General features: G+C 67.9%; 27 protein-coding genes. 4 read left to right on the top strand and 23 right to left on the bottom strand.

Going from position 1 to position 21,481, the window contains the following annotated elements; all coding sequences use genetic code 11:
• Positions 1–27: 27 nt before the first annotated feature.
• The 8 genes from GZ64_RS0107225 to GZ64_RS0107260 form a co-directional block, all read right to left on the bottom strand.
• The gene (locus tag GZ64_RS0107225) at positions 28–930 is read right to left on the bottom strand and encodes an amino acid ABC transporter permease (RefSeq protein ID WP_021199763.1); all 903 of its coding nucleotides are present in this window, start codon (positions 928–930) and stop codon (positions 28–30) included.
• On the bottom strand, positions 927–1,574 hold the full coding sequence (locus GZ64_RS0107230) for an amino acid ABC transporter permease (RefSeq protein ID WP_021199764.1): 648 nt from the start codon (positions 1,572–1,574) through the stop codon (positions 927–929). The genes GZ64_RS0107225 and GZ64_RS0107230 overlap by 4 nt, the downstream gene beginning before the upstream one ends.
• Positions 1,575–1,655: 81 nt before the next feature.
• Complete coding sequence (locus GZ64_RS0107235; RefSeq protein WP_021199765.1) at positions 1,656–2,573, bottom strand: glutamate ABC transporter substrate-binding protein; 918 nt, start codon at positions 2,571–2,573, stop codon at positions 1,656–1,658.
• Between the two features lie 55 nt (positions 2,574–2,628).
• A complete protein-coding gene (locus GZ64_RS0107240; RefSeq protein ID WP_029260612.1) occupies positions 2,629–3,375 on the bottom strand; it encodes an amino acid ABC transporter ATP-binding protein in 747 nt (248 codons plus the stop codon).
• Positions 3,376–3,629: 254 nt separating this feature from the next.
• Positions 3,630–4,592: a TAXI family TRAP transporter solute-binding subunit gene (locus GZ64_RS0107245; protein ID WP_021199767.1), complete on the bottom strand. Its 963-nt coding sequence runs from the start codon at positions 4,590–4,592 to the stop codon at positions 3,630–3,632.
• On the bottom strand, positions 4,589–5,965 hold the full coding sequence (locus GZ64_RS0107250) for a sensor histidine kinase (protein ID WP_029265650.1): 1,377 nt from the start codon (positions 5,963–5,965) through the stop codon (positions 4,589–4,591). Before GZ64_RS0107250 ends, GZ64_RS0107245 begins: the two co-directional genes overlap by 4 nt.
• A gap of 3 nt (positions 5,966–5,968) precedes the next feature.
• Positions 5,969–6,640 (bottom strand): response regulator transcription factor, encoded by a 672-nt coding sequence (locus GZ64_RS0107255; RefSeq protein ID WP_021199769.1) that lies wholly within the window; start codon positions 6,638–6,640, stop codon positions 5,969–5,971.
• A 36-nt stretch (positions 6,641–6,676) separates the two neighbouring features.
• On the bottom strand, positions 6,677–7,489 hold the full coding sequence (locus tag GZ64_RS0107260) for a TrmH family RNA methyltransferase (protein WP_029260610.1): 813 nt from the start codon (positions 7,487–7,489) through the stop codon (positions 6,677–6,679).
• A 57-nt stretch (positions 7,490–7,546) separates the two neighbouring features.
• On the opposite strand from GZ64_RS0107260, the gene GZ64_RS0107265 reads away from it, so the two are divergent.
• A complete protein-coding gene (locus tag GZ64_RS0107265; protein ID WP_081859693.1) occupies positions 7,547–7,999 on the top strand; it encodes a ribosomal maturation YjgA family protein in 453 nt (150 codons plus the stop codon).
• A gap of 8 nt (positions 8,000–8,007) precedes the next feature.
• On the opposite strand, the gene rplT is transcribed toward GZ64_RS0107265, so the two are convergent.
• The 3 genes from rplT to infC all read right to left on the bottom strand — a co-directional run bounded on the left by rplT (position 8,008) and on the right by infC (position 9,323).
• Positions 8,008–8,394 (bottom strand): 50S ribosomal protein L20, encoded by a 387-nt coding sequence (rplT, locus tag GZ64_RS0107270; protein ID WP_021199772.1) that lies wholly within the window; start codon positions 8,392–8,394, stop codon positions 8,008–8,010.
• 34 nt (positions 8,395–8,428) lie between these two features.
• The gene (gene rpmI / locus GZ64_RS0107275) at positions 8,429–8,623 is read right to left on the bottom strand and encodes a 50S ribosomal protein L35 (protein ID WP_017828564.1); all 195 of its coding nucleotides are present in this window, start codon (positions 8,621–8,623) and stop codon (positions 8,429–8,431) included.
• Positions 8,624–8,696: 73 nt separating this feature from the next.
• Positions 8,697–9,323 (bottom strand): translation initiation factor IF-3, encoded by a 627-nt coding sequence (infC, locus tag GZ64_RS0107280; RefSeq protein WP_096359486.1) that lies wholly within the window; start codon positions 9,321–9,323, stop codon positions 8,697–8,699.
• Between the two features lie 255 nt (positions 9,324–9,578).
• On the opposite strand from infC, the gene GZ64_RS0107285 reads away from it, so the two are divergent.
• Positions 9,579–9,977 carry a DUF1844 domain-containing protein gene (locus tag GZ64_RS0107285; protein WP_017828562.1) on the top strand — a complete coding sequence of 133 codons (399 nt, stop codon included), beginning with the start codon at positions 9,579–9,581 and terminating at the stop codon, positions 9,975–9,977.
• Between the two features lie 37 nt (positions 9,978–10,014).
• On the opposite strand, the gene GZ64_RS20160 is transcribed toward GZ64_RS0107285, so the two are convergent.
• The 9 genes from GZ64_RS20160 to GZ64_RS0107325 form a co-directional block, all read right to left on the bottom strand.
• Positions 10,015–10,419, bottom strand: a complete 405-nt coding sequence (locus tag GZ64_RS20160) for a hypothetical protein (protein ID WP_231479843.1) — start codon at positions 10,417–10,419, stop codon at positions 10,015–10,017.
• Positions 10,420–10,501: 82 nt separating this feature from the next.
• Positions 10,502–10,648 carry a hypothetical protein gene (locus GZ64_RS20165; protein ID WP_231479844.1) on the bottom strand — a complete coding sequence of 49 codons (147 nt, stop codon included), beginning with the start codon at positions 10,646–10,648 and terminating at the stop codon, positions 10,502–10,504.
• Positions 10,649–10,886: 238 nt separating this feature from the next.
• Positions 10,887–11,300, bottom strand: a complete 414-nt coding sequence (locus tag GZ64_RS0107295; RefSeq protein WP_029265652.1) for a hypothetical protein — start codon at positions 11,298–11,300, stop codon at positions 10,887–10,889.
• A gap of 22 nt (positions 11,301–11,322) precedes the next feature.
• Positions 11,323–12,120 (bottom strand): SseB family protein, encoded by a 798-nt coding sequence (locus tag GZ64_RS0107300; RefSeq protein ID WP_029265653.1) that lies wholly within the window; start codon positions 12,118–12,120, stop codon positions 11,323–11,325.
• On the bottom strand, positions 12,104–12,850 hold the full coding sequence (gene priA, locus GZ64_RS0107305) for a bifunctional 1-(5-phosphoribosyl)-5-((5-phosphoribosylamino)methylideneamino)imidazole-4-carboxamide isomerase/phosphoribosylanthranilate isomerase PriA (RefSeq protein ID WP_021199777.1): 747 nt from the start codon (positions 12,848–12,850) through the stop codon (positions 12,104–12,106). Before priA ends, GZ64_RS0107300 begins: the two co-directional genes overlap by 17 nt.
• A 103-nt stretch (positions 12,851–12,953) precedes the next feature.
• Positions 12,954–13,589 (bottom strand): imidazole glycerol phosphate synthase subunit HisH, encoded by a 636-nt coding sequence (hisH, locus tag GZ64_RS0107310; protein ID WP_029265654.1) that lies wholly within the window; start codon positions 13,587–13,589, stop codon positions 12,954–12,956.
• Positions 13,586–14,203, bottom strand: coding sequence for an imidazoleglycerol-phosphate dehydratase HisB (gene hisB / locus GZ64_RS0107315; protein WP_021199779.1), 618 nt, complete (start codon positions 14,201–14,203; stop codon positions 13,586–13,588). The genes hisH and hisB overlap by 4 nt, the downstream gene beginning before the upstream one ends.
• Positions 14,200–15,294 (bottom strand): histidinol-phosphate transaminase, encoded by a 1,095-nt coding sequence (locus GZ64_RS0107320; protein WP_029260603.1) that lies wholly within the window; start codon positions 15,292–15,294, stop codon positions 14,200–14,202. Before GZ64_RS0107320 ends, hisB begins: the two co-directional genes overlap by 4 nt.
• A 57-nt stretch (positions 15,295–15,351) precedes the next feature.
• A complete protein-coding gene (locus tag GZ64_RS0107325) occupies positions 15,352–15,720 on the bottom strand; it encodes a LysM peptidoglycan-binding domain-containing protein (RefSeq protein ID WP_021199781.1) in 369 nt (122 codons plus the stop codon).
• Between the two features lie 289 nt (positions 15,721–16,009).
• Between GZ64_RS0107325 and lexA the strand changes: the two genes are divergently transcribed.
• Together lexA and GZ64_RS0107335 are read left to right on the top strand one after the other, a co-directional pair.
• Complete coding sequence (lexA, locus tag GZ64_RS0107330) at positions 16,010–16,696, top strand: transcriptional repressor LexA (RefSeq protein WP_029265655.1); 687 nt, start codon at positions 16,010–16,012, stop codon at positions 16,694–16,696.
• Between the two features lie 93 nt (positions 16,697–16,789).
• The gene (locus GZ64_RS0107335) at positions 16,790–18,658 is read left to right on the top strand and encodes a S9 family peptidase (RefSeq protein WP_029265656.1); all 1,869 of its coding nucleotides are present in this window, start codon (positions 16,790–16,792) and stop codon (positions 18,656–18,658) included.
• Positions 18,659–18,713: 55 nt separating this feature from the next.
• Here the strand turns inward: GZ64_RS0107335 and smpB are convergent, their stop codons facing one another.
• From smpB to ftsE, 3 genes are all read right to left on the bottom strand, one after another.
• Positions 18,714–19,190: an SsrA-binding protein SmpB gene (smpB, locus tag GZ64_RS0107340; RefSeq protein WP_021199784.1), complete on the bottom strand. Its 477-nt coding sequence runs from the start codon at positions 19,188–19,190 to the stop codon at positions 18,714–18,716.
• Between the two features lie 63 nt (positions 19,191–19,253).
• Positions 19,254–20,168, bottom strand: coding sequence for a permease-like cell division protein FtsX (gene ftsX / locus GZ64_RS0107345; RefSeq protein WP_029260601.1), 915 nt, complete (start codon positions 20,166–20,168; stop codon positions 19,254–19,256).
• Positions 20,165–21,298 carry a cell division ATP-binding protein FtsE gene (gene ftsE / locus GZ64_RS0107350; RefSeq protein WP_029265658.1) on the bottom strand — a complete coding sequence of 378 codons (1,134 nt, stop codon included), beginning with the start codon at positions 21,296–21,298 and terminating at the stop codon, positions 20,165–20,167. Before ftsE ends, ftsX begins: the two co-directional genes overlap by 4 nt.
• Positions 21,299–21,481: the final 183 nt, after the last annotated feature.

The following is a 21,481-nucleotide window of genomic DNA, read 5'->3' on the forward strand; positions in this document are numbered from 1 at the left end:
CGGGGGCGCGTGGGTCGCTTTCGCGGATCAGCGCGACGCCTCGGACCCGTCGCCCTGCAGGACGATGAGCGAGGTGTTCGTCTCGCCCCCGTGCTGACGGGGATCCGGTACCGCCGGCCCGGCCTTCGGCGAGCGCTTGGCACGGCGCTGGAGGCGGTAGGCGATGTAGGAGAGCAGGAGACACACGGCCACGTACATCGATCCGCCGACGATCGCCGCGGGGATCAGCGGGGATCCGTAAGGCGCCTGGTTGCCGATCTGGTTGATGACGTAGAGGAGCTCCTGGTACGTGATGATGAATCCGAGCGCGGTGTCCTTGAGCGCCACGACGAGCTGCGCGATGATCACCGGCATCATGGCCCGCACGGCTTGCGGGATCAGGATGAAGTACATCACCCCGGTCTTCCGGAGTCCGATCGCGTAGCCGGCTTCCTTCTGCCCGCGCGGCAGCGATTCGATGCCGGCACGCAGCACCTCGGCGAGCACGGAGCCGTTGTACACGATCAGAGCGATCACGACGGCCCAATACGGCGGCATCTTCACGCCGATCACGGGAAGGCCGTAGTACAGCAGCATCATCAGGATGAGCACGGGCACCGCTCGCAGCACCTCGATGATCCACCGGACGGGCTCACGCACCCAGGCGTGCTCCGACAGGCGGCCGATGCCGAGCAGGAAGCCGAGCGCGATGGACCCGACGCCGGCGACCGCGAAGGCGGCCAGCGTGGCCAGCAGCCCTTCGCCGAAGCGGACCCAGACGGCGGAGAACGTGAAGATGTTCCACTTCTCGGCGGAGAACTGTCCGGTGGCGAACAGCCTCCACACGACCCAGCCGAGCACGGCGAGGACGACGAGGACCGTGGCGGCTCCGATGAGCCGGTTGCGGGCGATGGCACGGGGGCCGGGGACGTCGAAAAGAACGGAACTCATCGCGCGATCCTCCACTTGTTCTCGAGAACGCGCTGCACCCAGGCGAGCAGCAGCACCAGGACCACGAAGACGACCATGACCCAGAGCAGCACGGCCAGAGCGTTCTCCCCCTGTTCGCTCAATGCCGCCCGGATGGTCCCCAGGTTGGCGACGGAGAAGCCCGCAGCCACCGTGGTGTTCTTCATGAGGGCGATGAGGACGCTCATCATGGGCGGGACGACGGAGCGCGTCGCCTGCGGCAGCACGACGTAGCGCATGACCTGTCCGAAGTTCAGGCCGATCGCTCGCGCCGCCTCGGCCTGGCCGACGGGCACGGTGTTGATGCCGGCTCGCAGCGCCTCGGCGACGTACGTCGCGGTGTAGATGCCGAGAGCGGCCACTGCCAGAGGCAGGGGGTTCACCCGCTCCCCCAGCAGGATCGGGAGGCAGAACGCGAAGAAGAACATGACGAGCGTCAGCGGGGTGTTGCGGATCCAGTTGACGTACACGCCGCCGACGGCGCGGGCGATCGGAACCGGAGACACACGCGCGGCTCCGACGATCAGCCCGAGGACCAGCGCGATGATGCCGCCACCCAGGAACAGCACGATGGTTCCCCACAGTGCCTCTCCCCAGAGGTCGAGGTGGTCGGTGATGACTCCCACTGCTGCTCCTGTCGATTCGGGTTCTCGGGTGGTTCGTGCCGATGAGCGGGGCGGTCGACCGGGTCGACCGCCCCGCCGGGATCAACCGATCGGGTCGACCTCGGGCTGGGTCGCCTTGACGCCGGACGCGCCGAGGTTGTTGTCGAAGATCTGCTGCCAGATCTTGCCGCCGTCGGTCAGCTGCGTGTTGAAGTACTCGGCCAGAGCGTCGTCGCCCTTGGCGAGTCCGATGCCGTAGCGCTCCTCGCTGAAGGGCTCTCCGACGACCTTCAGCTTGTCCGGGTCCTGGGCCGCGTAGCCGATGAGGATCGCCTCGTCGGTCGTGACGGCGTCGACCTGACCGTTCTTGAGGTCCTCGACGCACTTCGAGTACGTGTCGTACTCCTTGGTGGGCACGTCGGGGTAGTTCGTCTTGATGTTCTGGATCGGCGTCGAGCCGGTCGCCGAGCAGACGGTCGTCTCCGCGCTCAGGTCATCGACGCTCTTGATGTCGCTGTCGGCACCGACGAGGAGGCCCTGACCCGTGACGAAGTACGGCCCGGCGAACGAGATCTGCTCCTTGCGCTTGTCGGTGATCGAGTACGTGCCGACGTAGTAGTCGATGTCGCCGTTCACGATGGCCTGCTCGCGGTTCGCGGAGGCGATCGCCTGGAACTCGATCTTCTCCGGGTCGACGCCGAGCGATGCCGCCATCCAGCGGGCGATGTCGACGTCGAATCCGGTGCGGTCGCCGGTCACCGGGTCGAGGTACCCCAGACCCGGCTGGTCCTCCTTGACGCCGACCTTGACCGTGCCTGCCGACTCGATCCGGTCGAACGTCGGGCTTCCCTCGATGCTGACGTCGGTCAGCACGGTCCACGGCGTGCTGCTGGAGGTGTCGCCCTCGTCGCCGCCCTCCGGGGCTCCTGTGCTGGACGGCGTGCCGCTGTTGCAGGCCGTGAGCGCCAGCAGCGCGGCCGCTGCGATTCCGATACCTGCCAGTGTCCGTGTGCGTCGCATGTGCGTCTCCTTCGTGTGCTGTGTGTGCAGGGTCTGTGTGGTCGGTGCGGGGGCGTCAGTGCGTGAGGAGCTTCGAGAGGAAGTCCTTGGCGCGGTCGCTCTTCGGGTGCGTGAAGAACTCCTCGGGAGTCGCCTCCTCCACGATCCGTCCGTCGGCCATGAAGACGACGCGGTCGGCGGCCTTGCGGGCGAAGCCCATCTCATGGGTGACGACGATCATCGTCATGCCGTCCTGGGCCAACTCGACCATGACGTCGAGGACCTCGTTGATCATCTCGGGGTCGAGGGCGCTGGTCGGCTCGTCGAACAGCATCACCTTGGGCTGCATCGCGAGGGCGCGGGCGATCGCCACGCGCTGCTGCTGCCCGCCGGACAGCTGGGCCGGGAGCTTCGATGCCTGCTGCGCCACGCCCACGCGTTCGAGCAGCACCATCGCCTCCTTCTCGGCATCCGCCTTCTTGAGGCCGCGGACCTTGATCGGGCCGAGGGTCACGTTCTCGAGGATCGTGAGGTGTGCGAAGAGATTGAAGGACTGGAAGACCATGCCGACGTCCGCACGCAGGTGGGCGAGTCCCTTCCCCTCCGCAGGCAGCTCCTTGCCGTCGATGCGGATGGTGCCGCTCGTGATCGTCTCGAGGCGGTTGATCGTGCGGCACAGAGTCGACTTGCCGGAGCCGGACGGGCCGATCACGACGACGACCTCTCCCGAGTTGACGGTCAGGTCGATGTCGGTGAGCGCCTGGAAGTCGCCGTAGTGCTTCTGGACGTTCTCGACCACGACAAGCGGGGTATCAGAGGTCATCATTTCTCCAAACTAGCCACGTCGGACGCGGGTCTCCAGGCACCTCGGTGAGATTTACACGTTCGTAATCACCTGATCGCGGCACCAATGCTGCTGTGCATGGGTACCCCGCGGCCCGCCCCCACGGGCCGCGGAATCGTCCTGCTGCAGCTCCCCAACGACAGTTGAGCAACAGGCGACGATCGTGCGCGATCGACCTCACAATGGCAGAGCGCCACCCACGGTGTCAGACTTCTTGAGGATTTCTTGAGCAGTCAGCCGCGCTGATCCCGGTAGTAGTCGGCTGCCCCGGGGTGCAGCGGGACGGGGCCGGTGAAGATCGCCGAACGCCGGTCCAGCAGCGCGGCGGTCGGCACCTCCCCCGCGATGCGCAGACGTGCATCGAACAATCCGGCGAGCACGTCACGAGCGACGGCGTCCGGGGTGGAGGCTGCGGTGACGAGATAGTTGGGAACGGCCATCGTGGGCGCGGAATCCTGCAGGCCGTAGGTGCCGGCCGGGACGTCGGCCGGTCGATACGCGTGCGAGTACCGTTCGTTCACCTCGTTGACCCACTCCTGCTCGATCGGGAGCAGGCGGACCGATGACCTCTCCGAGAGCTCGGCCACCCCCGGGGTGGGCAGCCCGCCGACCCAGAAGAAGCCGTCGATGTCGCCACGCTCCATCGCCTCGATCGACTCGCTGAGGTCGAGCTGGGGATTGCGCACGGAGCCGAGATCGACACCTGCCGCATCCAGCACCCGAGCGGCGATCACGTTCACCCCGGAGTTCTCCGCACCGAGGGAGATGGTGCGGCCGGCCAGATCCCCGATACCCGAGATCTCCGACTCTCCGCGTACGACGACCTGCACGTACTCGTCGTACAGGCGGGCGAGGGCCTGCACCTCCAGCGGATGGTCGAAGGCGCCGGAGCCCGCCACCGCGTCTGCCGCGGCGTCTCCCTGCGCGAACCCGATCAGCGCCTCCCCCGAACTCACCCGCAGCAGGTTGTCGACGGAACCCGCCGTCTCCTGCGCGACCATCCGGATATCCAACGAGTCCGACAGGTCTTCGGCCAGGTGGCTGCCGTAGTCGTAGTAGACGCCGGTGGACCCGCCGCTGGCGATGGCGTACTCCTCGTCCGTCCACTCGCTCGCACGCGGACTGCACGCGGTCACGCCGACCGCCAGCAGGAGAGCGCTCGCGCCGGCGAGCAACCGTCGCACGCCGGCCGTCACGGGGTCGTCCCATCGTGGAGCACGAGTGTGACAGCGAGACCGCCGCCCTCCGCCGCAGCGACGGCCAATTCGCCGCCGACCGTGGCGAGCAGGTCACTCGCGATGGCGAGGCCGAGTCCGGACCCCGGGGTGTCCCCGCTGTCGGCACTGCGCCAGAACCGGTCGGTCGCCGCCGCGGCCTGCTCCTCCGTCAGCCCCGGACCGTGATCGCGGACGGTGATCCGGCAGACCTGGCCCTCGCGTTCCGCACCGATCTCGATCGGCGCGCCCTCGGGAGAGAACTTCACGGCGTTGTCGATCACCGCATCCAGCGCACTCTCCACGATCGTCCGGTCGGTCACGCTCATCACCGGCGAAACCCCCGTGGCACGCAAGACGACCCCGCGCTGGGCGGCGACGTCGCGCCACGCGTCCCGTCGGCGAGCGGCGAGCGTCGCGAGGTCGACCGCCGAGATGGTCGAGTCGCCTCGTCCCCCACGAGCCAGCCCGAGGAGCGTTTCGAGGATGCGGGTCATCCGTCGCCCCTCTTCCCGCGTCTCCTCGACATCACCCTGCCACTCCTTCCCCAGTCCCGTCGCCAGATGCTCGACGCGCAGGAGCAGGGCGTTGAGGGGGTTGCGCAGCTCGTGGGAGGCATTCAGCGCGAACTCCTGCTGCCGCGTCATCACACGCTCGATCTCGTCGGCCATGCCGTTGAAGACCTGCGCCATGCGGCGCAGCTCCGGCGGACCGTCGTCGGCGGCGACACGCGCGTCCATCTCGCCCCGCTCGATCGCCACCATCGCCTCGTCGAGCCGTCGCACCGGCGACAGCACCCACCGGGCGAGCCGGAACACGAGCAGCACCCCGAGGGCGACCAGCACCAGCGCGATCGCCGAGATGAGCAGGATCTGCTGAAGGATCGCCGCGCGCGGCGCCTCCACATCTCCGGCCACCAGCACGGCACCGATCACGTCCCCGTCGTCGAACACCGGCTCGGCCAGGGCGGCGTCCGCGACGGTCCACGGGAACAGGACCGTCGGCTGCTCGGCGCGCCGCCCGGAAAGCGCGAGTCTGACCCGCTCGGCGTCCTCGTCCCGGAGCGCGGCCGGGTCCTGCTCCCCCGCCGCCCAGACATTGCCGCCGAGATCGAAGACCGTGACCTCGATTCCGTACACCTCGCGGAAGCGCGCCACCTCGGCGTCGATCACGGCGGCGCTGCCGGACCGCAGGGCCTGACGCGCACTCGTGACGAAATACCCGAGGTCGCCGAGCTGCTGCGTGTAGAACGCCTGCTGGACGCTGTGCGCCGCACTCCATCCGGCTGCGCCGCCGAGCGCGGCCAGGATCGCGACGAGCGGCACGAGGAAGACGATGATCAGACGGCGCCGCATGGCTCAGGACCCCGCAAGACGGTAGCCGACTCCGCGCACGGTCTCGATGACCCCACGGACTCCGGTCTTCTTCCTGATCGCTCCGACGTGCACCTCGAGCGAGTGCCCGAACCCGCGCCAGTCGGTGTTCCATACCTCACGGATCAGGCGCTCCTTCGGCACCGCCACCCCCGGGTATCGGGCGAGGACGGCGACGATGTCGAACTCCTTGCGTGTGAGGTCGATCGCCGTGCCGTCGACGAGCACCTGACGGGCGACGAGGTCGATGTCGACATGGCCGTCGTGCAGCAGCACCCGGGCGTCGGCCTCCGGTCTCATCGGCCTCGACCTCCGAGTGACCGCCTCGATCCTGGCGAGGAGCTCGTGCACGTCATAGGGCTTCACGACGAAGTCATCCGCGCCCGCGCGCAGTCCCTTGATGCGTTCGGCGACCTGGTTGCGGGCGGTCACGATCACGATCGGAACCTCCGAGCGCCCCCGGATGCGACGGCACAGGTCGACGCCGTCGATGTCGGGGAGACCGAGGTCGAGGAGGACCACCTCGGTGTCGGCTCCCAGCATGCCCAGCGCGGCAGCGCCGTCCGCCGCGCGCACAGTCGCGTATCCCGACCGTCCGAGGAAGGCCTCGAGCGCCCCGGCGACCCGGTCGTCGTCCTCGACGATCAGAATCCTCATCGACTCCGCTTCCTGCTTCCCTCGGCGCCCGAGAACTCAGTCGCCAGCGGACGCACGCTGTGCAAATGCACTCTCGTAGAGGCACACGCTGGCGGCCGTCGCCAGGTTGAGGGATTCGGCACGACCGAAGATGGGCAGCTTGAGCACCTGGTCGGCGAGGGCCAGCGCATCGTCTTCGAGCCCCCGCGCCTCGTTCCCGAAGAGCCATCCGGTGGGCTCGGCGAGCACGCCCTCGGCGCGCGCCTCCAGGAGATCGTCACCCTTCACATCGGCTGCGAGGATGCGGAGACCTGCATCGTGTGCGCGCTTGACGACATCGGCGAGGTCTCCCCCGACCGACACCGGGAGGTGGAACAGCGAACCCGTCGTGGCACGCACCACCTTCGGGTTGTACGGATCGACGGTTCGTCCCGTGAGCACGACGGCATCGGCGCCCGCCGCATCCGCCGCCCGGATGATCGTGCCGAGATTGCCGGGATCGCGCACCTCTTCGCAGATCGCCACCAGTCGCGGCGCGGCGTCGAAGATGTCGCGCACGGAGGTCGGTGTCTGCTGCACCACCGCCACGAGTCCCTGCGGAGTGACGGTGTCGGCCATCGCGTTGAGGACGTACTCGGTGACGTACTCGACGTCGATGTCGGCATCGGCGGCCTTCGCGCGGATGTCGGGGTGCCGCTCCCACCCGTTGGGCGTCGCGAACAGCTCGACGATCGCCTCGGGACGATAGGTGAGCGCTTCGCGCACGGACTGCGGGCCTTCCAGAAGGAACAGGCCCGTCTCGGTCCTCGCGCTTCGTTTGGTCAGCTTCGCGACGGCTCGGACTCGGGGCGAACGGGGGTTCTCCAGCACGATCACAGTCTAGGGAACGCCGGGCTGGTTCCCGCACCATCGGGATAAGGTGCCGGGATGACCCACAGCGCTGCTGCGAACACCTCTCGTCGGCGGGTCGCCCTCGCCGTTCTCGCTGTCGCGACGGTCGGGATCGGTCTGGTCGTCCATCGCGGCATGAGCGGTGCGGTCGGCGACATCGCGGGCGACGCGCTGTACGCCGTGCTCATCTACCTGCTCGTGGCCCTCGTCGCCCCGCGATGGCCTCGTCCCGCTGTGGCGTTCCTGTCCTTCGTGGTCTGCGCCGGCGTCGAGCTGCTCCAGCTCACCGGCCTTCCGCGCGAATGGGGAGCGATGTTCCCGCCGATCCGACTCGTCCTCGGCTCCGGCTTCGACCTGCGGGACCTCGCCGTGTACGCGATCGCGGTCGCCGCGACCTCCCTGATCGACATGGGAGTCACGCGGGCCGTGGGCCGCATTGCATCCAGAAACGCCACAGGGCGCCCTCCCGAAGGAGAGCGCCCTGTGTGAAGAGGTGCTTACGCAGCCGACTTCGGTGCGTTGACGTCGGAGGGCAGAGCCTTCTTCGCCGTCTCGACCAGCGTCGTGAACGTCGCCGCGTCGTTGACCGCGAGGTCGGCGAGCATGCGACGGTCCACCGTGACACCGGCGATGCCGAGGCCCTGGATGAAGCGGTTGTAGGTCATGCCGTTCTGGCGAGCCGCAGCGTTGATGCGCTGGATCCACAGGCGACGGAAGTCACCCTTGCGCTTGCGACGGTCACGGTACGAGTAGACCAGCGAGTGGATGACCTGCTCTTTGGCCTTCCGGTACAGGCGCGAACGCTGTCCGCGGTAACCGGAGGCGCGCTCGAGGATGACCCGGCGCTTCTTGTGGGCGTTTACTGCCCGCTTGACTCTTGCCATTTTCCTGTGTTCCTATTCGTGCGTTCGGCGCGCGTCAGCGACCGAGAAGCTTCTTCGCGACCTTGGTGTCAGCCTTCGACAGCACCTGGTCCTGGTTCAGACGACGGGTGCGACGGCTCGACTTGTGCTCGAGGTTGTGGCGCATCCCGGCCTGCTGCTTCTTCAGCTTTCCGCTTCCGGTGATCTTGAAGCGCTTCTTAGCACCCGAGTGGGTCTTCTGCTTCGGCATCTTCTCTTCCTTCGTATGGCGCCTTCTCAGGCGACGGTGTCAACCCGCGGTGCGGGAGTTCTGGGGGCGGGAGTCACTCCGCCGGAGCCGCGGCCGGTGCGTCCGACTCGTTCTTCGCGTCGCGCGAAGCCTGCTTGTTCGCCGCGCGCTGCGCGTCGCGAACCGCATTCTGCTCCTGCTTGGCCTCGGACTTGCTCTTGAGCGGCGCCACGATCATGACCATGTTGCGACCGTCGATGGTCGGGTTCGACTCGACCGTGCCGAGCTCGGCAACGTCTTCGGCGAACTTGCGCAGCAGACGAACACCCTGCTCGGGACGCGACTGCTCACGACCACGGAAAAGGATCATGGCCTTGACCTTGTCGCCGGCCTTGAGGAACCCCTCGGCGCGCTTGAGCTTGGTCGTGTAGTCGTGGGCCTCGATCTTCAGACGGAAACGGACTTCCTTGAGGATCGTGTTCGCCTGGTTGCGGCGAGCTTCCTTTTCCTTCTGGGCGGCCTCGTACTTGAACTTGCCGTAGTCCATGATCTTGACGACGGGCGGCTTCGAGTTGGGGGCGACCTCGACGAGGTCGAGATCGGCTTCCTGCGCGAGGCGCAGCGCTGCCTCGATGCGGACGACGCCGATCTGCTCACCCGCGGGGCCGACGAGGCGGACCTCGGGGACGCGGATGCGCTCATTGGTACGGGGATCGCTGATGCGGAACTCCTTAGACGATGTGATTCGGCCACCGCGATGCTGTCTGCATCACGGGCGAAATCGGAATCGTCCCCGCCCACCGGCATTCAGACGCCGGCCCCGCACCCTACCTGCCGGTTCCGTCTTGAGAACGGAGCCGGTGGAGTGCAAGACCCGGTAGCCTTGAACGGCAAGCGCGGGTGGGAAGTGAATCCTCTTTCGATCCGGAGCATGACGCTCCGGAGCCCGCCAAAGTCTAACAGAAAGCAAGGCGAAGTGACGAACCAGGCACCGGACGAGGCTGCACGCGAGCGCGAAGAGCGCTGGGCACGTCAGGAGGAGGCCGCATCGTCGGCCACACGAGACATCGCCGATGTACCCGCCGTCGAGGTGATCACCACCGCCGCCGTGCACCTCATGAGCGCGGCAGCCGTCAAGCTCGGGCTCGCCGACGATCCGGACGCCGCGGCGCAGATCGACCTCGACGAAGCGCGCAAGCTCATCAACGCCCTCGCCGGACTCATCACCGCCGGCGCTCCGGAGATCAGCGACATGCACGCGCGCTCCCTGCGCGACGGCCTTCGTTCACTGCAGCTCGCCTTCCGCGAGGCCTCCACGATCCCCGACCCGATCGGCAAGGGCCCGGGCGAGAAGTGGACCGGACCGGTCAACTAGCTTCGGCGCAGGTGTGAGACCTGCGCAACCGACGGGCTCACGAAGCCGCGCATTCTCCGCCGCCGACAGAGCCGAGATGGCGGGCGAAGAAGCGCGCGGCATCCTCGCCGGCGAACTGCGGGACGCCCGTGTGGCCGCCCATGTTGGCGTAGAGCGTCTTCTCGGTCGATCCGAAGGCGTCGAACAGGTCGAGCGCCATCCGGCGGTCGTTGCCCTCGTCATCCCATTGCAGGAGGACATGCAGCGGGATCGTGACCCGACGCGCCTCCTCCATCGTCGTACGGGGCACATAGCTGCTGGCGAAGAGGCCTGCCGCGACGATGCGTGAGTCGATCGCGGCGAGACGTACTCCGATTGCGATCACCCCACCGGAGAATGCCGTCCGCTCGCCGATCTCGGGAAGGGCAAGAGCCTCGTCGAGCGTGGTCTGCCATTCCGGCACCGCCTGATCGACGAGAGGAAGTATCAGCCGGTCGATGACCTCCTCGCCCGGCCCTTCGCCGGCAGAGATCGCACGAACAAGGTCAGCCCGCGCCTGCGCCGCGCCGAACCGGCGCGGAGGAGGAAGCGGCTGGCGGCGTCCACATGATGCCGGAGATGTCACCGATGGTGAATTCGCGCTCGGTGAGGCCGCCGTCGAGGTTCTGTTCAGACGTGAAGTGCATGGTCATGCCTTTCGGGAGTGCTGCTGATATGCGGCGCTCCCGGACGACCTATCGCCCGACCGTGACTCCCCGGAGGAGCACCGACGTCACTTCGTTCACGGATACCACCTCCTCACTTCCTGCACGGATCTCCGACGCTATCAGCACCGGCAGCAGCGATCGGACCGCGCACCTCCCCGCGGAGACGCGTTCCCGTTCCCGCCCGCGGTCCGAAGTGGAGACCGTCATCTCCGGCGACGAAGGATCAGGGCTCCAGGATCAGGGGGTCCGCGGTGGAGGGGCCGCTGCACGGGCCATCAGCGTGCGTCCAGACGATCGGTTCCTCGGATTCGTGGATGACGGTGCCCTGCGCGTCGAACAGGCGGATGTCGACCTCCTCCGGTGTCGACATGTCGAACATGAGCCGCCAGGTCCCGTCGTCCTGACGGGACGCCGCGAACAGGTTGGTCGAGGAGGTCTCGTCCTCCCCCGGCGCCGGTGAGCACTCCGCGTCCACGCAGAACTGGATGGCCGCGGTGTCCGGGAATACGCTCACGTCGACGACCACCCCGTTGACGTAGCCGATCGCCGGGCACGCGGTGTAGCAACCCGTGGTGCCGGTCGCGGCACCACCCAGGAGCGCGCCCACGGCGAGGACTCGCATCAGACCGCGGGACATGCCCCGATCGTAGCGAACGTTCTCAGACGCTGCGGCGGAGCTTCACGGTCAGCGAGTCGGCGAGCACAGCGATGCGATCATCGGACGCCCAGCGCTGAGCGAGACGCGAGAGCACGGCATCGAGCACCTCACGCTCCAGACCGTCGACGAGCTCGAGGACCACGATCAGCTCGGGGCCCCGGAGCCGCGCGTCGGGATCGCCCGCAGCCACCGCCACGTCGATCACCGCCAGTTCGTGCGCCACGCTCTCCTGGAGAGCCGTGAACACCTCTGTCGACAGGAAGCTGGGCTCCCAGCGCTGCTCCTGAGCGATCGCCCAGACCGCGGGACGCCGGATCACGAACTCCGTCTCTGACGTCGGGTCGAGAACGATGAGATCGGTGTCCTCCGCCGACGCCGCCAACGCGGCTCGAACGGCCGCGACGGGGATCGGTCGCGCGGTCGGATCCCATGCCTGCATCGCCTGCACGGACGAGAAGACCGGCTGCACGCGCCGGCCGTCAGGCGCCGCGACCGTCACGATGGACAGTTCCTGCGTCTTGTCGACGGTGAGACCGCTCGGCGCCACACCCTCCTCACCCTTCTCAGCGATGAGGGGGATCAGCACACGCGCGGTACGGAAGGCGTCGACCACGTCGACCTGGCTGCCTTCACCCGCACGGAACCGCAGCAGCGCGCCCAGCAGGGCGGGATCGGCGGAACCGTCGTCCGACGCGTGCGGATTCGACTCGAAGCTGCGCCCCTCCCAGGGGACGCCCGCCGAATCGCCGTGGTTGTGCGATTCCGGCCCGCAGGCGTGCGCGTCAGTCTCCTGCGACATCCAGAGCCTCAGCCAGCGTGAACGCGCCGGCGTAGAGTGCCTTGCCGACGATCGCACCTTCGACGCCCAGCGGCACGAGCTCGCGGAGCGCGGCGATATCGTCGAGGCTCGAGATCCCGCCGGATGCGACGACCGGTTTCGGGGTACGTGAGGTGACCTCGCGGAGAAGTTCGATGTTGGGGCCGCGAAGAGTGCCGTCCTTCGTGACGTCGGTGACGACATAACGGCTGCAGCCGGCGTCCTCGAGGCGGTCGAGCACCTCCCAGAGGTCACCGCCCTCCTTGGTCCATCCGCGGGCGGCGAGCGTCGTCCCCCGCACGTCGAGGCCGACCGCGATCGCCTCGCCGTAACGGCCGATCACATCGGCCGCCCACTCCGGGTTCTCCAGCGCGGCCGTGCCCAGGTTGATCCGGGTGGCGCCGCTCTCCAGAGCCGCCTCCAACGTCGCATCATCACGGATGCCACCGGAGAGCTCGATGCTCACACCCTTGAACTGCTTGATGACCTTGCGCAGGATCGGCGCGTTGCTGCCACGGCCGAATGCGGCGTCGAGGTCGACGAGGTGGATCCACTTCGCTCCCTGCGCCACCCACTCCCCTGCGGCATCCAACGGGTCGCCGTAGCTGGTCTCGGTTCCGGCCTCACCCTGGGTCAGACGGACGGCCTTGCCCCCGGCGACATCGACCGCGGGAAGGAGCGTGAGCGAGGGGGACTGCGCGAAGTCGTTCATGGGGTCCTTGTATCGGGAAGCTCTACGGCCCGGTGCGGGCACGAGAACCGAGGGTAGTCCGCCGGACGGCGGGGAACAAAACGGGTGACGCCTGCCGAAGACGTCAGAGGCTTCCGACCCAGTTGCGCAGCAGCTGGATGCCGGCTTCCCCGGACTTCTCCGGGTGGAACTGCGTCGCCGAGAGCGGCCCGTTCTCGACGGCGGCGAGGAACGGGTCGCCGTACCTCGTCCAGGTCAAAACGGGCTCGGGGAACGGCGGGATGACGTCGAGTTCCCAGGACTGCGCGGCGTAGGAGTGCACGAAGTAGAAGCGCTCCTGTTCGATGCCTCGGAAGAGCACGCTGTCGGCACCGGGCTCGACCGTGTTCCAGCCCATGTGCGGCAGCACCGGGGCATTGAGCTCGGTGACCGCGCCGGGCCACTCGCCGAGCCCTTCGGTGTCGTGCCCGCGCTCGACGCCGTGCTCGAAGAGGACCTGCATCCCGACGCAGATCCCGAGGACCGGACGGCCGCCGGCGAGACGGCGATCGATGATCTCGTCCCCTCCGTGGGCGCGCAGGGCATCGCGGACGGCCTGGAATGCCCCGACACCGGGGACGACGAGTCCATCCGCCTCGAGAGCGGTGGCGCGGTCGCGCGTCAGCACGGCATCCGCGCCGGCGGCGACGAGCGCCTTCACCGCCGAGTGGACGTTGCCCGACTCGTAGTCGAACACCGCGACCCGGGGCGCTGCGCTCACAGCGCGCCCTTCGTGGACGGGATGCCGTCGACGAGCGGGTCCAGAGCCTTGGCTTCGCGGAATGCGCGAGCGAAAGCCTTGTACTCCGCCTCGGCGATGTGGTGCGGATCACGCCCGCCGAGCACACGCACGTGCACGGTCAGACCGGCATTGAAACTGATGGCCTCGAATGAGTGACGCACCAGCGAACCGGTGAAGTGCCCGCCGATGAGGTGGTGTTCGAAGCCTTCAGGCTCTCCCGTGTGCACGAGATACGGACGACCGGAGATGTCGACGACCGCCTGCGCCAGTGCCTCGTCGAGGGGAACGAGCGCGTCGCCGTAACGGGAGATCCCGGACTTGTCCCCGAGAGCTTCGAGAATGGCTTGGCCGAGCACGATCGAGACGTCTTCCACCGTGTGGTGCGCGTCGATGTGCGTGTCGCCGGAAGCCCGCACCGTGAGGTCGGTCAGCGAATGCTTCGCGAAGGCGGTGAGCATGTGGTCGAAGAACGGCACGGACGTGTCGATACGGCTCGCCCCGGTGCCGTCGAGGTTCAGCTCGAGCTCGACGGTGGACTCCGACGTGCTGCGCACACGGTTCGCGGTGCGCGGGGTCAGTGCGGGGGTGCTCATGAAGCCGATCCTATCGAGGCCAGCGCCTCGAGGAACGCGGTGGTCTCGGCCTCCGTGCCCGCGCTGACCCTGAGGTGTCCGGGGATGCCGACATCGCGCACGAGCACGCCGCGGTCGTACAGCTGCTGCCAGGTGGCCCGCGGGTCGGCGACGCCGCCGAACAGGACGAAGTTCGACCACGATTCGTGCGGCTGGTATCCGAGCGCTTCGAGGGTCGCCGTGATCCGATCGCGCTGCTCGACGATCTCCTCCACCATCGCGAGCATCACGTCGGCGTTGCGCAGGGCCGCTATCGCCGCCGCCTGGGTGAGAGCGCTCAGGTGATAGGGCAGACGCACCAGACGCAACGCGTCGATGAAGGCGGGGTCAGCAGCGAGGTACCCGACCCGGGCCCCGGCGAAGGCGAAGGCCTTGCTCATGGTGCGCGAGACGGCGAGACGCGGGCGTCCGTCGAGCAGGGTCAGGGCAGAGATCGCATCGCGCGGCGCGAACTCCTGGTACGCCTCATCCACGATCACGATGCCACGGGCCGCGTCGTACACGGCTTCGATCACGTCCAGCCCGAGCGGCGTGCCGGTGGGGTTGTTGGGAGAACAGAGGATGACCACATCGGGATCGGCGGCCCGCACCTGCTCGGCAGCCTCGTCCGGGGTGATCGTGTAGTCGGGCTGACGCGTGCCGGCGATCCAGCGTGCTCCCGTCCCCTGGGCGATGAGCGGGTACATCGAATACGTCGGCGCGAAACCGAACGCCGTGCGCCCGGGACCTCCGAAAGCCTGGAGGATGTGCTGGAGAACCTCGTTCGAGCCGTTGCCGGCCCAGATCTGCTCCGGCGTGAGCCCGTGCCCCAGGTACTCCGCGAACGACTCGCGGAGCGTCGTGAACTCCCGGTCCGGATAGCGGTTGACGTCGCGGATCGCGACGGCGATGTCGTCGAGGATGTCGCTCGCCACCGCGTCGGGGATCGGATGCGTGTTCTCGTTCACGTTGAGCGCGATCGGGAGCGGCGCTTGCGGAGCGCCGTATGGCGTCAATCCGCGAAGATCGTCACGTAGCGGGAGATCGTTGAGGGAGAGGGTCACCCTTCCCATGCTAAGCGGCGCCTCGCCTCGATGACGCAAAGTTGCTGCAGTGCTGCCGCCGCCGGATCAGTTCACGTACTGGGCCGGGATGGCGAGCGTCTGGCCGATCTGGAGTTCTCCACCGCGCAGCAGGTTCATCCGGCTGATCTCACCGATGACGTCGCGCGGGTCGGCATCGGGAGCGACGCTGGTGGCGATCGACCAGAGGGTGTCTCCCGGCATGACGGTCACCGTCTCGACGCTGACGGCGGCCGAATCTGCTCCCGAAGCGATCGCGCTGCCACCGCTGAGCGCCGCGAAGGCGATACCGATCGCGAGCGGGACCGAGGCGAAGGCCAGCAGCACGGCGCGGCCACGCGTCGTCAGTCGGAGTCGCGTCGTGGGACGGGTCGACGCCGGAATGACTGCTGCGGTGCTGAAGCTGATGCTGCTCATGTGGTGCTCCTTAGCCTGTCCCGGAGCGGTGAGGCCGCCGGGGAAGTTGGCGTAGCGTTCGCATTCCCGTCTCGGCCGGGAGCCGTGAATGCGAAGCTACGTACCGAAGATATCTTCGAGTTCGAACATCTGTCAAGTATTCTTCGAAACCGAATCCGGAAATGAGCCGACACGCTCGAACAGATCTTCCAGATCGGCCCGTTTCTCGGATACGGTTTCGATAAGGACACCCCACCACGGGCCTCCGACATTCGAAGAGGGACGTCGGATCACGCACTGAAGGAGCACCATGAGCGAGAACTCTGCCCCCGAGTCGGAGGCACCGCGCACGCGCCGCCGGAAGAGCCTCAGCCCGAAGCAGATGGCGATCCTCGAGGTCATCCAGAACTCGATCGCGCACCACGGCTACCCGCCGAGCATGCGCGAGATCGGCGACGCCGTCGGTCTCAAGTCCCTCTCCAGCGTCACCCACCAGCTCGGGCAGTTGGAGCTCAGCGGCTATCTGCGTCGCGACCCCGGGAAGACCCGCGCCATGGAAGTGCTCATCGACCTCCCGGGGGCCAGCACCGAGAATCCAGCCGACGTGGCGGCCCCGGTCGGCGATGCGGCACTCGTCCCCCTCGTCGGACGAATCGCCGCGGGTGTGCCGATCACCGCCGACCAGCAGGTCGAGGAGATCTTCCCGCTCCCCCGCCAGCTGGTGGGCAAGGGCGACCTGTTCATGCTCAAGGTCTCCGGCGAGTCGATGATCGACGCCGCCATCTGCGACGGCGACTGGGTCGTCGTCCGTTCGCAGAACAGCGCCGAGAACGGCGAGATCGTCGCGGCGATGCTCGACGGCGAGGCCACCGTCAAGGTGCTGCGCCGTCGCGACGGCCACACGTGGCTGCTCCCGCGCAACTCGGCGTTCGAGCCCATCCTGGGCGATGAAGCCGTGATCCTCGGCAAGATCGTGGCGGTGCTCCGCGCGGTCTGAGACGAGAGCACGACGAAGGCCCTCCCGGCTCCCTGGAGGGCCTTCGTGTGCGCCCCGCGTGACGCTCGTGCCAGCGCCCCATAGGCTCGAAGCATGACGTCGTCCCCCTACGGTTCCTGGCCTTCGCCTTTCTCCGCGGCATCAGTCGCGGCGTCCTCACCTCGCATCGACGGCGCCCGCTTCGTCGGCACGGAGATCTGGTGGGGTGAGTCGGTGCCGTCCGAGAAGGGACGGGTGACGGTACGGAGTTCCACGGGCGCCGAGGTCCTCCCCGCGCCCTGGAACGCCCGCTCCCGCGTGCACGAATACGGTGGTGGCGCCTGGACGGCGGACGATCGGGGGACGCTCTACTTCGTCGACGCCTCAGACCAGCGGGTGCGCCGCCTGACCCCCGACGGGGATCTCGTCACGCTCACCGCTGCCGGTCCCGCGCACGGAGGTCTGCGCGTGCAGGACGGACGTCTGCTCGCCGTGCGCGAAGACCTCTCGACCACACCGAAACTCCGTGCGATCGTCGAGATCCCGCTCGACGGCTCCGCCGCAGAAGACGAGTCAGCGGTCAGCGTGATCGTGCAGGGCGAGGGGTTCTTCGCCCACCCCGCATTCTCCCCTGACGGGACCCGCGCCGCGTGGGTCGCCTGGGAACGGGGGAAGATGCCGTGGGAGAGCGCGCGCGTGCAGGTCGCCGAGGTCGACGGAGGCCTCCCGCGGACGATCCCCTCGCGAGCGGCGCTGCAGCCCGAGTGGCTCAGCGACACGGAACTGGTCTTCGCCGACATCGCCGATGACCGCTGGACACTCCACCGCATCGCCATCGACGGGGTGACGCCTTCCGGATCCCCGCGGCCGCTGGCTCCGTCCGATGCCGACACGGGCTACGGGCTCTGGGTGCTCGGCAACCGCTGGTATCAGCCGTTGGAGGACGGCCGCATCGTCGCCGTCCGCACGAACGGGCGCGACGACGTCGTCGTGATCGACACCGGAGGGGGCGAGAGCATCATCGAGTTCCCCGGCGACGGTCATGTGAGCGTCGATGCGGTCCGCGGCACCCGGGTGCTGCTCTCCGGCAACGGTTCCCGGGTGGCGGCGGGGCTCTGGTGCGTCGATATCGAGTCGGGAGAGGTCGTCGCCGTGCGCGGCGGGGAGCCCGTCGATCCGCGCTGGATGCCGGCGTCGATGTCGATCGAGATCGACGGTCCGCACGGCGCCGTGCACGCATTCGCCTATCCGCCGGCGAACCCCGACGAGGAGGCCCCCGTCGACGAGCTCCCGCCCTACGTCGTGCTGGTCCACGGCGGACCGACGGCGCATGTGACTGGGGCAGCCTCGGCAGCGATCGCCTTCTACACGAGCCGCGGGATCGGCGTGCTCGACGTGAACTACGGGGGCTCCACCGGCTATGGTCGTGCCTATCGCGAACGCTTGGACGGCCAGTGGGGTGTCGTCGACGTCGACGACGTGATCGCGGCGGCGCGGGGCCTGGCTGCCGCCGGGCTCGCCGACCCCGACCGCCTGGCCATCCGCGGCGGATCGGCAGGCGGCTGGACCGTGCTGTCGGCACTGGTGCGAGGCGGAGCCTTCGCCGCGGGGATCAGCCGCTACGGCGTCGCCGACCTGCGGATGCTGGCCGCGGAGACTCATGACTTCGAGGCATCGTACATCGACGGCCTGGTGGGCCCGCTGCCCGAGTACGAGCATCTGTACGTCGAGCGTTCACCGCTCACGCACACAGATCGCATCACTGTCCCCGTCCTGCTCCTGCAGGGCGGCGAGGACCGCGTCGTCCCTCCATCCCAGTCCGAGGCGATCCGCGATGCTCTGGCAGAGCGCGGCATCGAGCACGAGTACGTCCTCTATCCCACCGAGGGACATGGTTTCCGGAGCGCGGAGACCATCGTCGACTCCCTCGACCGCGAGCTGGCGTTCCTCGGCCGCGTCTTCGGCTTCCACCCGCGCCCGTGACGGGCTGTCGACTCGTCACGGCAGTGCCGGAGAGTCGGGGCCTGAGAGCCCGGGGCTACTCTCCCACGCGATTGCGCAGACGCATGGCACGGTCGGCCTCACGGGTGTCCTGACGCTCGCGCAGGGTCTGCCGCTTGTCGTATTCGCGCTTGCCCTTCGCCAGGGCGATCTCGACCTTGGCACGACCGTCGGAGAAGTACAGCTTCAGCGGGATGAGGGTGTATCCCCCGGCCGAGACGGCGTGCGCGATCTTGGCGATCTCCTCGCGATGGAGGAGCAGCTTGCGGATGCGTTTGGCCGAGTGGTTCGTCCAGTGCCCCTGCGAGTACTCGGGGATGTGCACGGAATCGAGGAAGACCTCGTTCCCCTTCACGAACGCATAGCCGTCACTGAGGTTGGCGCGACCCTGACGCAGCGACTTGACCTCGGTGCCGGTGAGCACCATCCCCGCTTCGTACGACTTCTCGATCGTGTAGTCGTGACGTGCGCGACGATTGGTCGCGACGACCTTCTCTCCGCGTTCCCTGGGCATGATGCTCTCCTGTTGCCGTGATGAGCTCGATCGATCGTTCCGACCGAGCAGCCTTTCAGGCTATCAGGTACGCAGCCAGCGTCGGATCGCGAAGCCGGCGGAGAGCGCTGCGAGGATCACGCCGATCCCGATCAGCACGGGAACCACGAGAGCCGCGTCCTGCATCGTGACCCATGTGGTGATGAACGGCACCCTCCCCCGCAGGTAGCCGTTGACCCCGAAGTGCATACCGGCGACGACGGCGGCGCTGGCCAGAGCCGAGCCGAGGAAGGCGGCGAACACGCCCTCGAGGACGAACGGCGTCTGGATGAAGCGGTTCGAGGCTCCGACCAAGCGCATGATGCCGATCTCCTTGCGCCTCGCATACGCGGACAATCGGATGGTCGTGCCGATCAGTAGGGTCGCCGCGATGAGCATGAGCACGGCGATTCCCACCGCGATGTAGGTCGCGACCGTCAACGCGGAGAACAACGGCTCGAGATACTGCAGCTGGTCCTTGACCTGCTCGACCCCGGCCTGTCCACTGAACGCCTCGGCGAGCACCTGCGACTGACCAGGGTCCTTCATCGTGACGAAGAACACCTCGAACGCCTGGTCGGGCGAGAGCACGCTCGCCTGGTCCGCGCCGAGCTGGTCGACGAGCTTGGCGTACGTCTCTTCCTTCGTATCGAAGGTCATGGAGCTGATGAGCGGCTTGAGCGCGTCACCCTCGAGCTGAGCCCGGACGGAGGCGACCTGCTCCTCGCTCGCCGCGCCGTCGAGGCACGTCTCGGATTCCGAGACCGCCGAACACATGTACACCGCCACCTGGGCACGTTCGGCCCAGTACCCGCGCATGACCCCGATCTGCCCCTGCATGAGGATCGCGGCGCCCACGAACGTCAAGGAGACGAAGGTGACGAGCACGACGGAGATCACCATCGAGATGTTCCGCCGCAGGCCGCCCAGGGCTTCGGTCAGGATGAGTCCGATTCTCATGAGGTCGGGCCCACTTCCTCGTCGTCTTCATCGGAGAGTCCGAGGCGATCGGCGACGCCGAGCTCGGCGACGTCCACCGTCGGCAGAGCGATCGGATGGGTACGCGGCCGGATCACCGTCGGAGGTTCCACGACAGCACGAGGCTCCGCGACAGCAGGGGTCTCCGCGACAGCAGGAGGCTCCACGACTCCGGCCGCGGCGCCGGTCTCCGGGGAATGCACCGACTCCGGAGGTTCGACCGTGCGCGGGGCCGGGGGAACCACGGTCTCTCCCTCGCGGTCGACGGAGGACGCGGCCGCCGTGCGCTGAGTGCTGAGCTCCTCGGCCAGCGCGGCACGCACCACCGAGAGATCGGCTGTCTGACGCTGCACCTCCTGGACCGCGGTGAGAGCAGCCGCCGCCGCCGCTCCGCGCACCTCCTCCGGGACGAGGCGCGGGATGTTGGAGGTGTCGCCGTATCCGCCGTGCACCTCGTCGCGCACCATCTCCCCGTCACGCAGCTCGATCACTCGGCGCTGCATCTGGTCGACGAATCCGGCCTCGTGCGTGGCCATCAACACAGTGGTGCCGCCGGCGTTGATGCGAGCGAGCAGCTGCATGATGTCGACCGACGTCGCGGGGTCGAGGTTTCCGGTCGGCTCGTCGGCGAGCAGAACCTGGGGACGGTTGACGAGGGCTCGCGCGATGGCGACCCGCTGCTGCTCTCCACCCGAGAGCTCGTGGGGCATCCGCTTCTGTTTGCCGTCGAGACCCACGAGGGCGAGGGCCTCCGGAACCGCCTGCTGGATGAAGCCGCGCGACGAACCGGTCACCTGAAGCGTGAACGCGACGTTCTGGTAGACCGTCTTCGAAGGCAGCAACCGGAAGTCCTGGAAGACCGACCCGATGTGGCGGCGGAAGTACGGCACCTTCCGGTTCGCGAGCGCGCGCAGGTCTCTGCCGAGCACCGCGACCCGCCCCGACGTCGGGACGTCTTCGCGCAGAATAAGGCGCAGACAGGAGGACTTGCCGGAACCCGAGGCTCCGACGAGGAAGACGAACTCCCCGCGTTGCACCTCGAAGTCGACTCCGGAAAGGGCGGGCTTCGACGTCCCGCGGTAGCGTTTCGTGACGTTCTCGAACCGAATCATGGCGCTACGAGCCTACGTGCGGGCTGTCCGCTGGCCGCGAGCGACACCCCGCACGGCGCTTCCGCCCTCAGGGCCGGATGGGGAGAGCTCCCCATCCGCGACCCGGTGGCGCGTCGCCTCCCACTGCTATACATGAAGATGTCGGCTGCAGGAAGCAGCTGCCGAGTTCTTTCAAGGGGGAGC

Origin of the sequence: Microbacterium sp. Cr-K32 (genome assembly GCF_000708345.1) — a bacterium.
GTDB lineage: Bacteria > Actinomycetota > Actinomycetes > Actinomycetales > Microbacteriaceae > Microbacterium > Microbacterium maritypicum_A.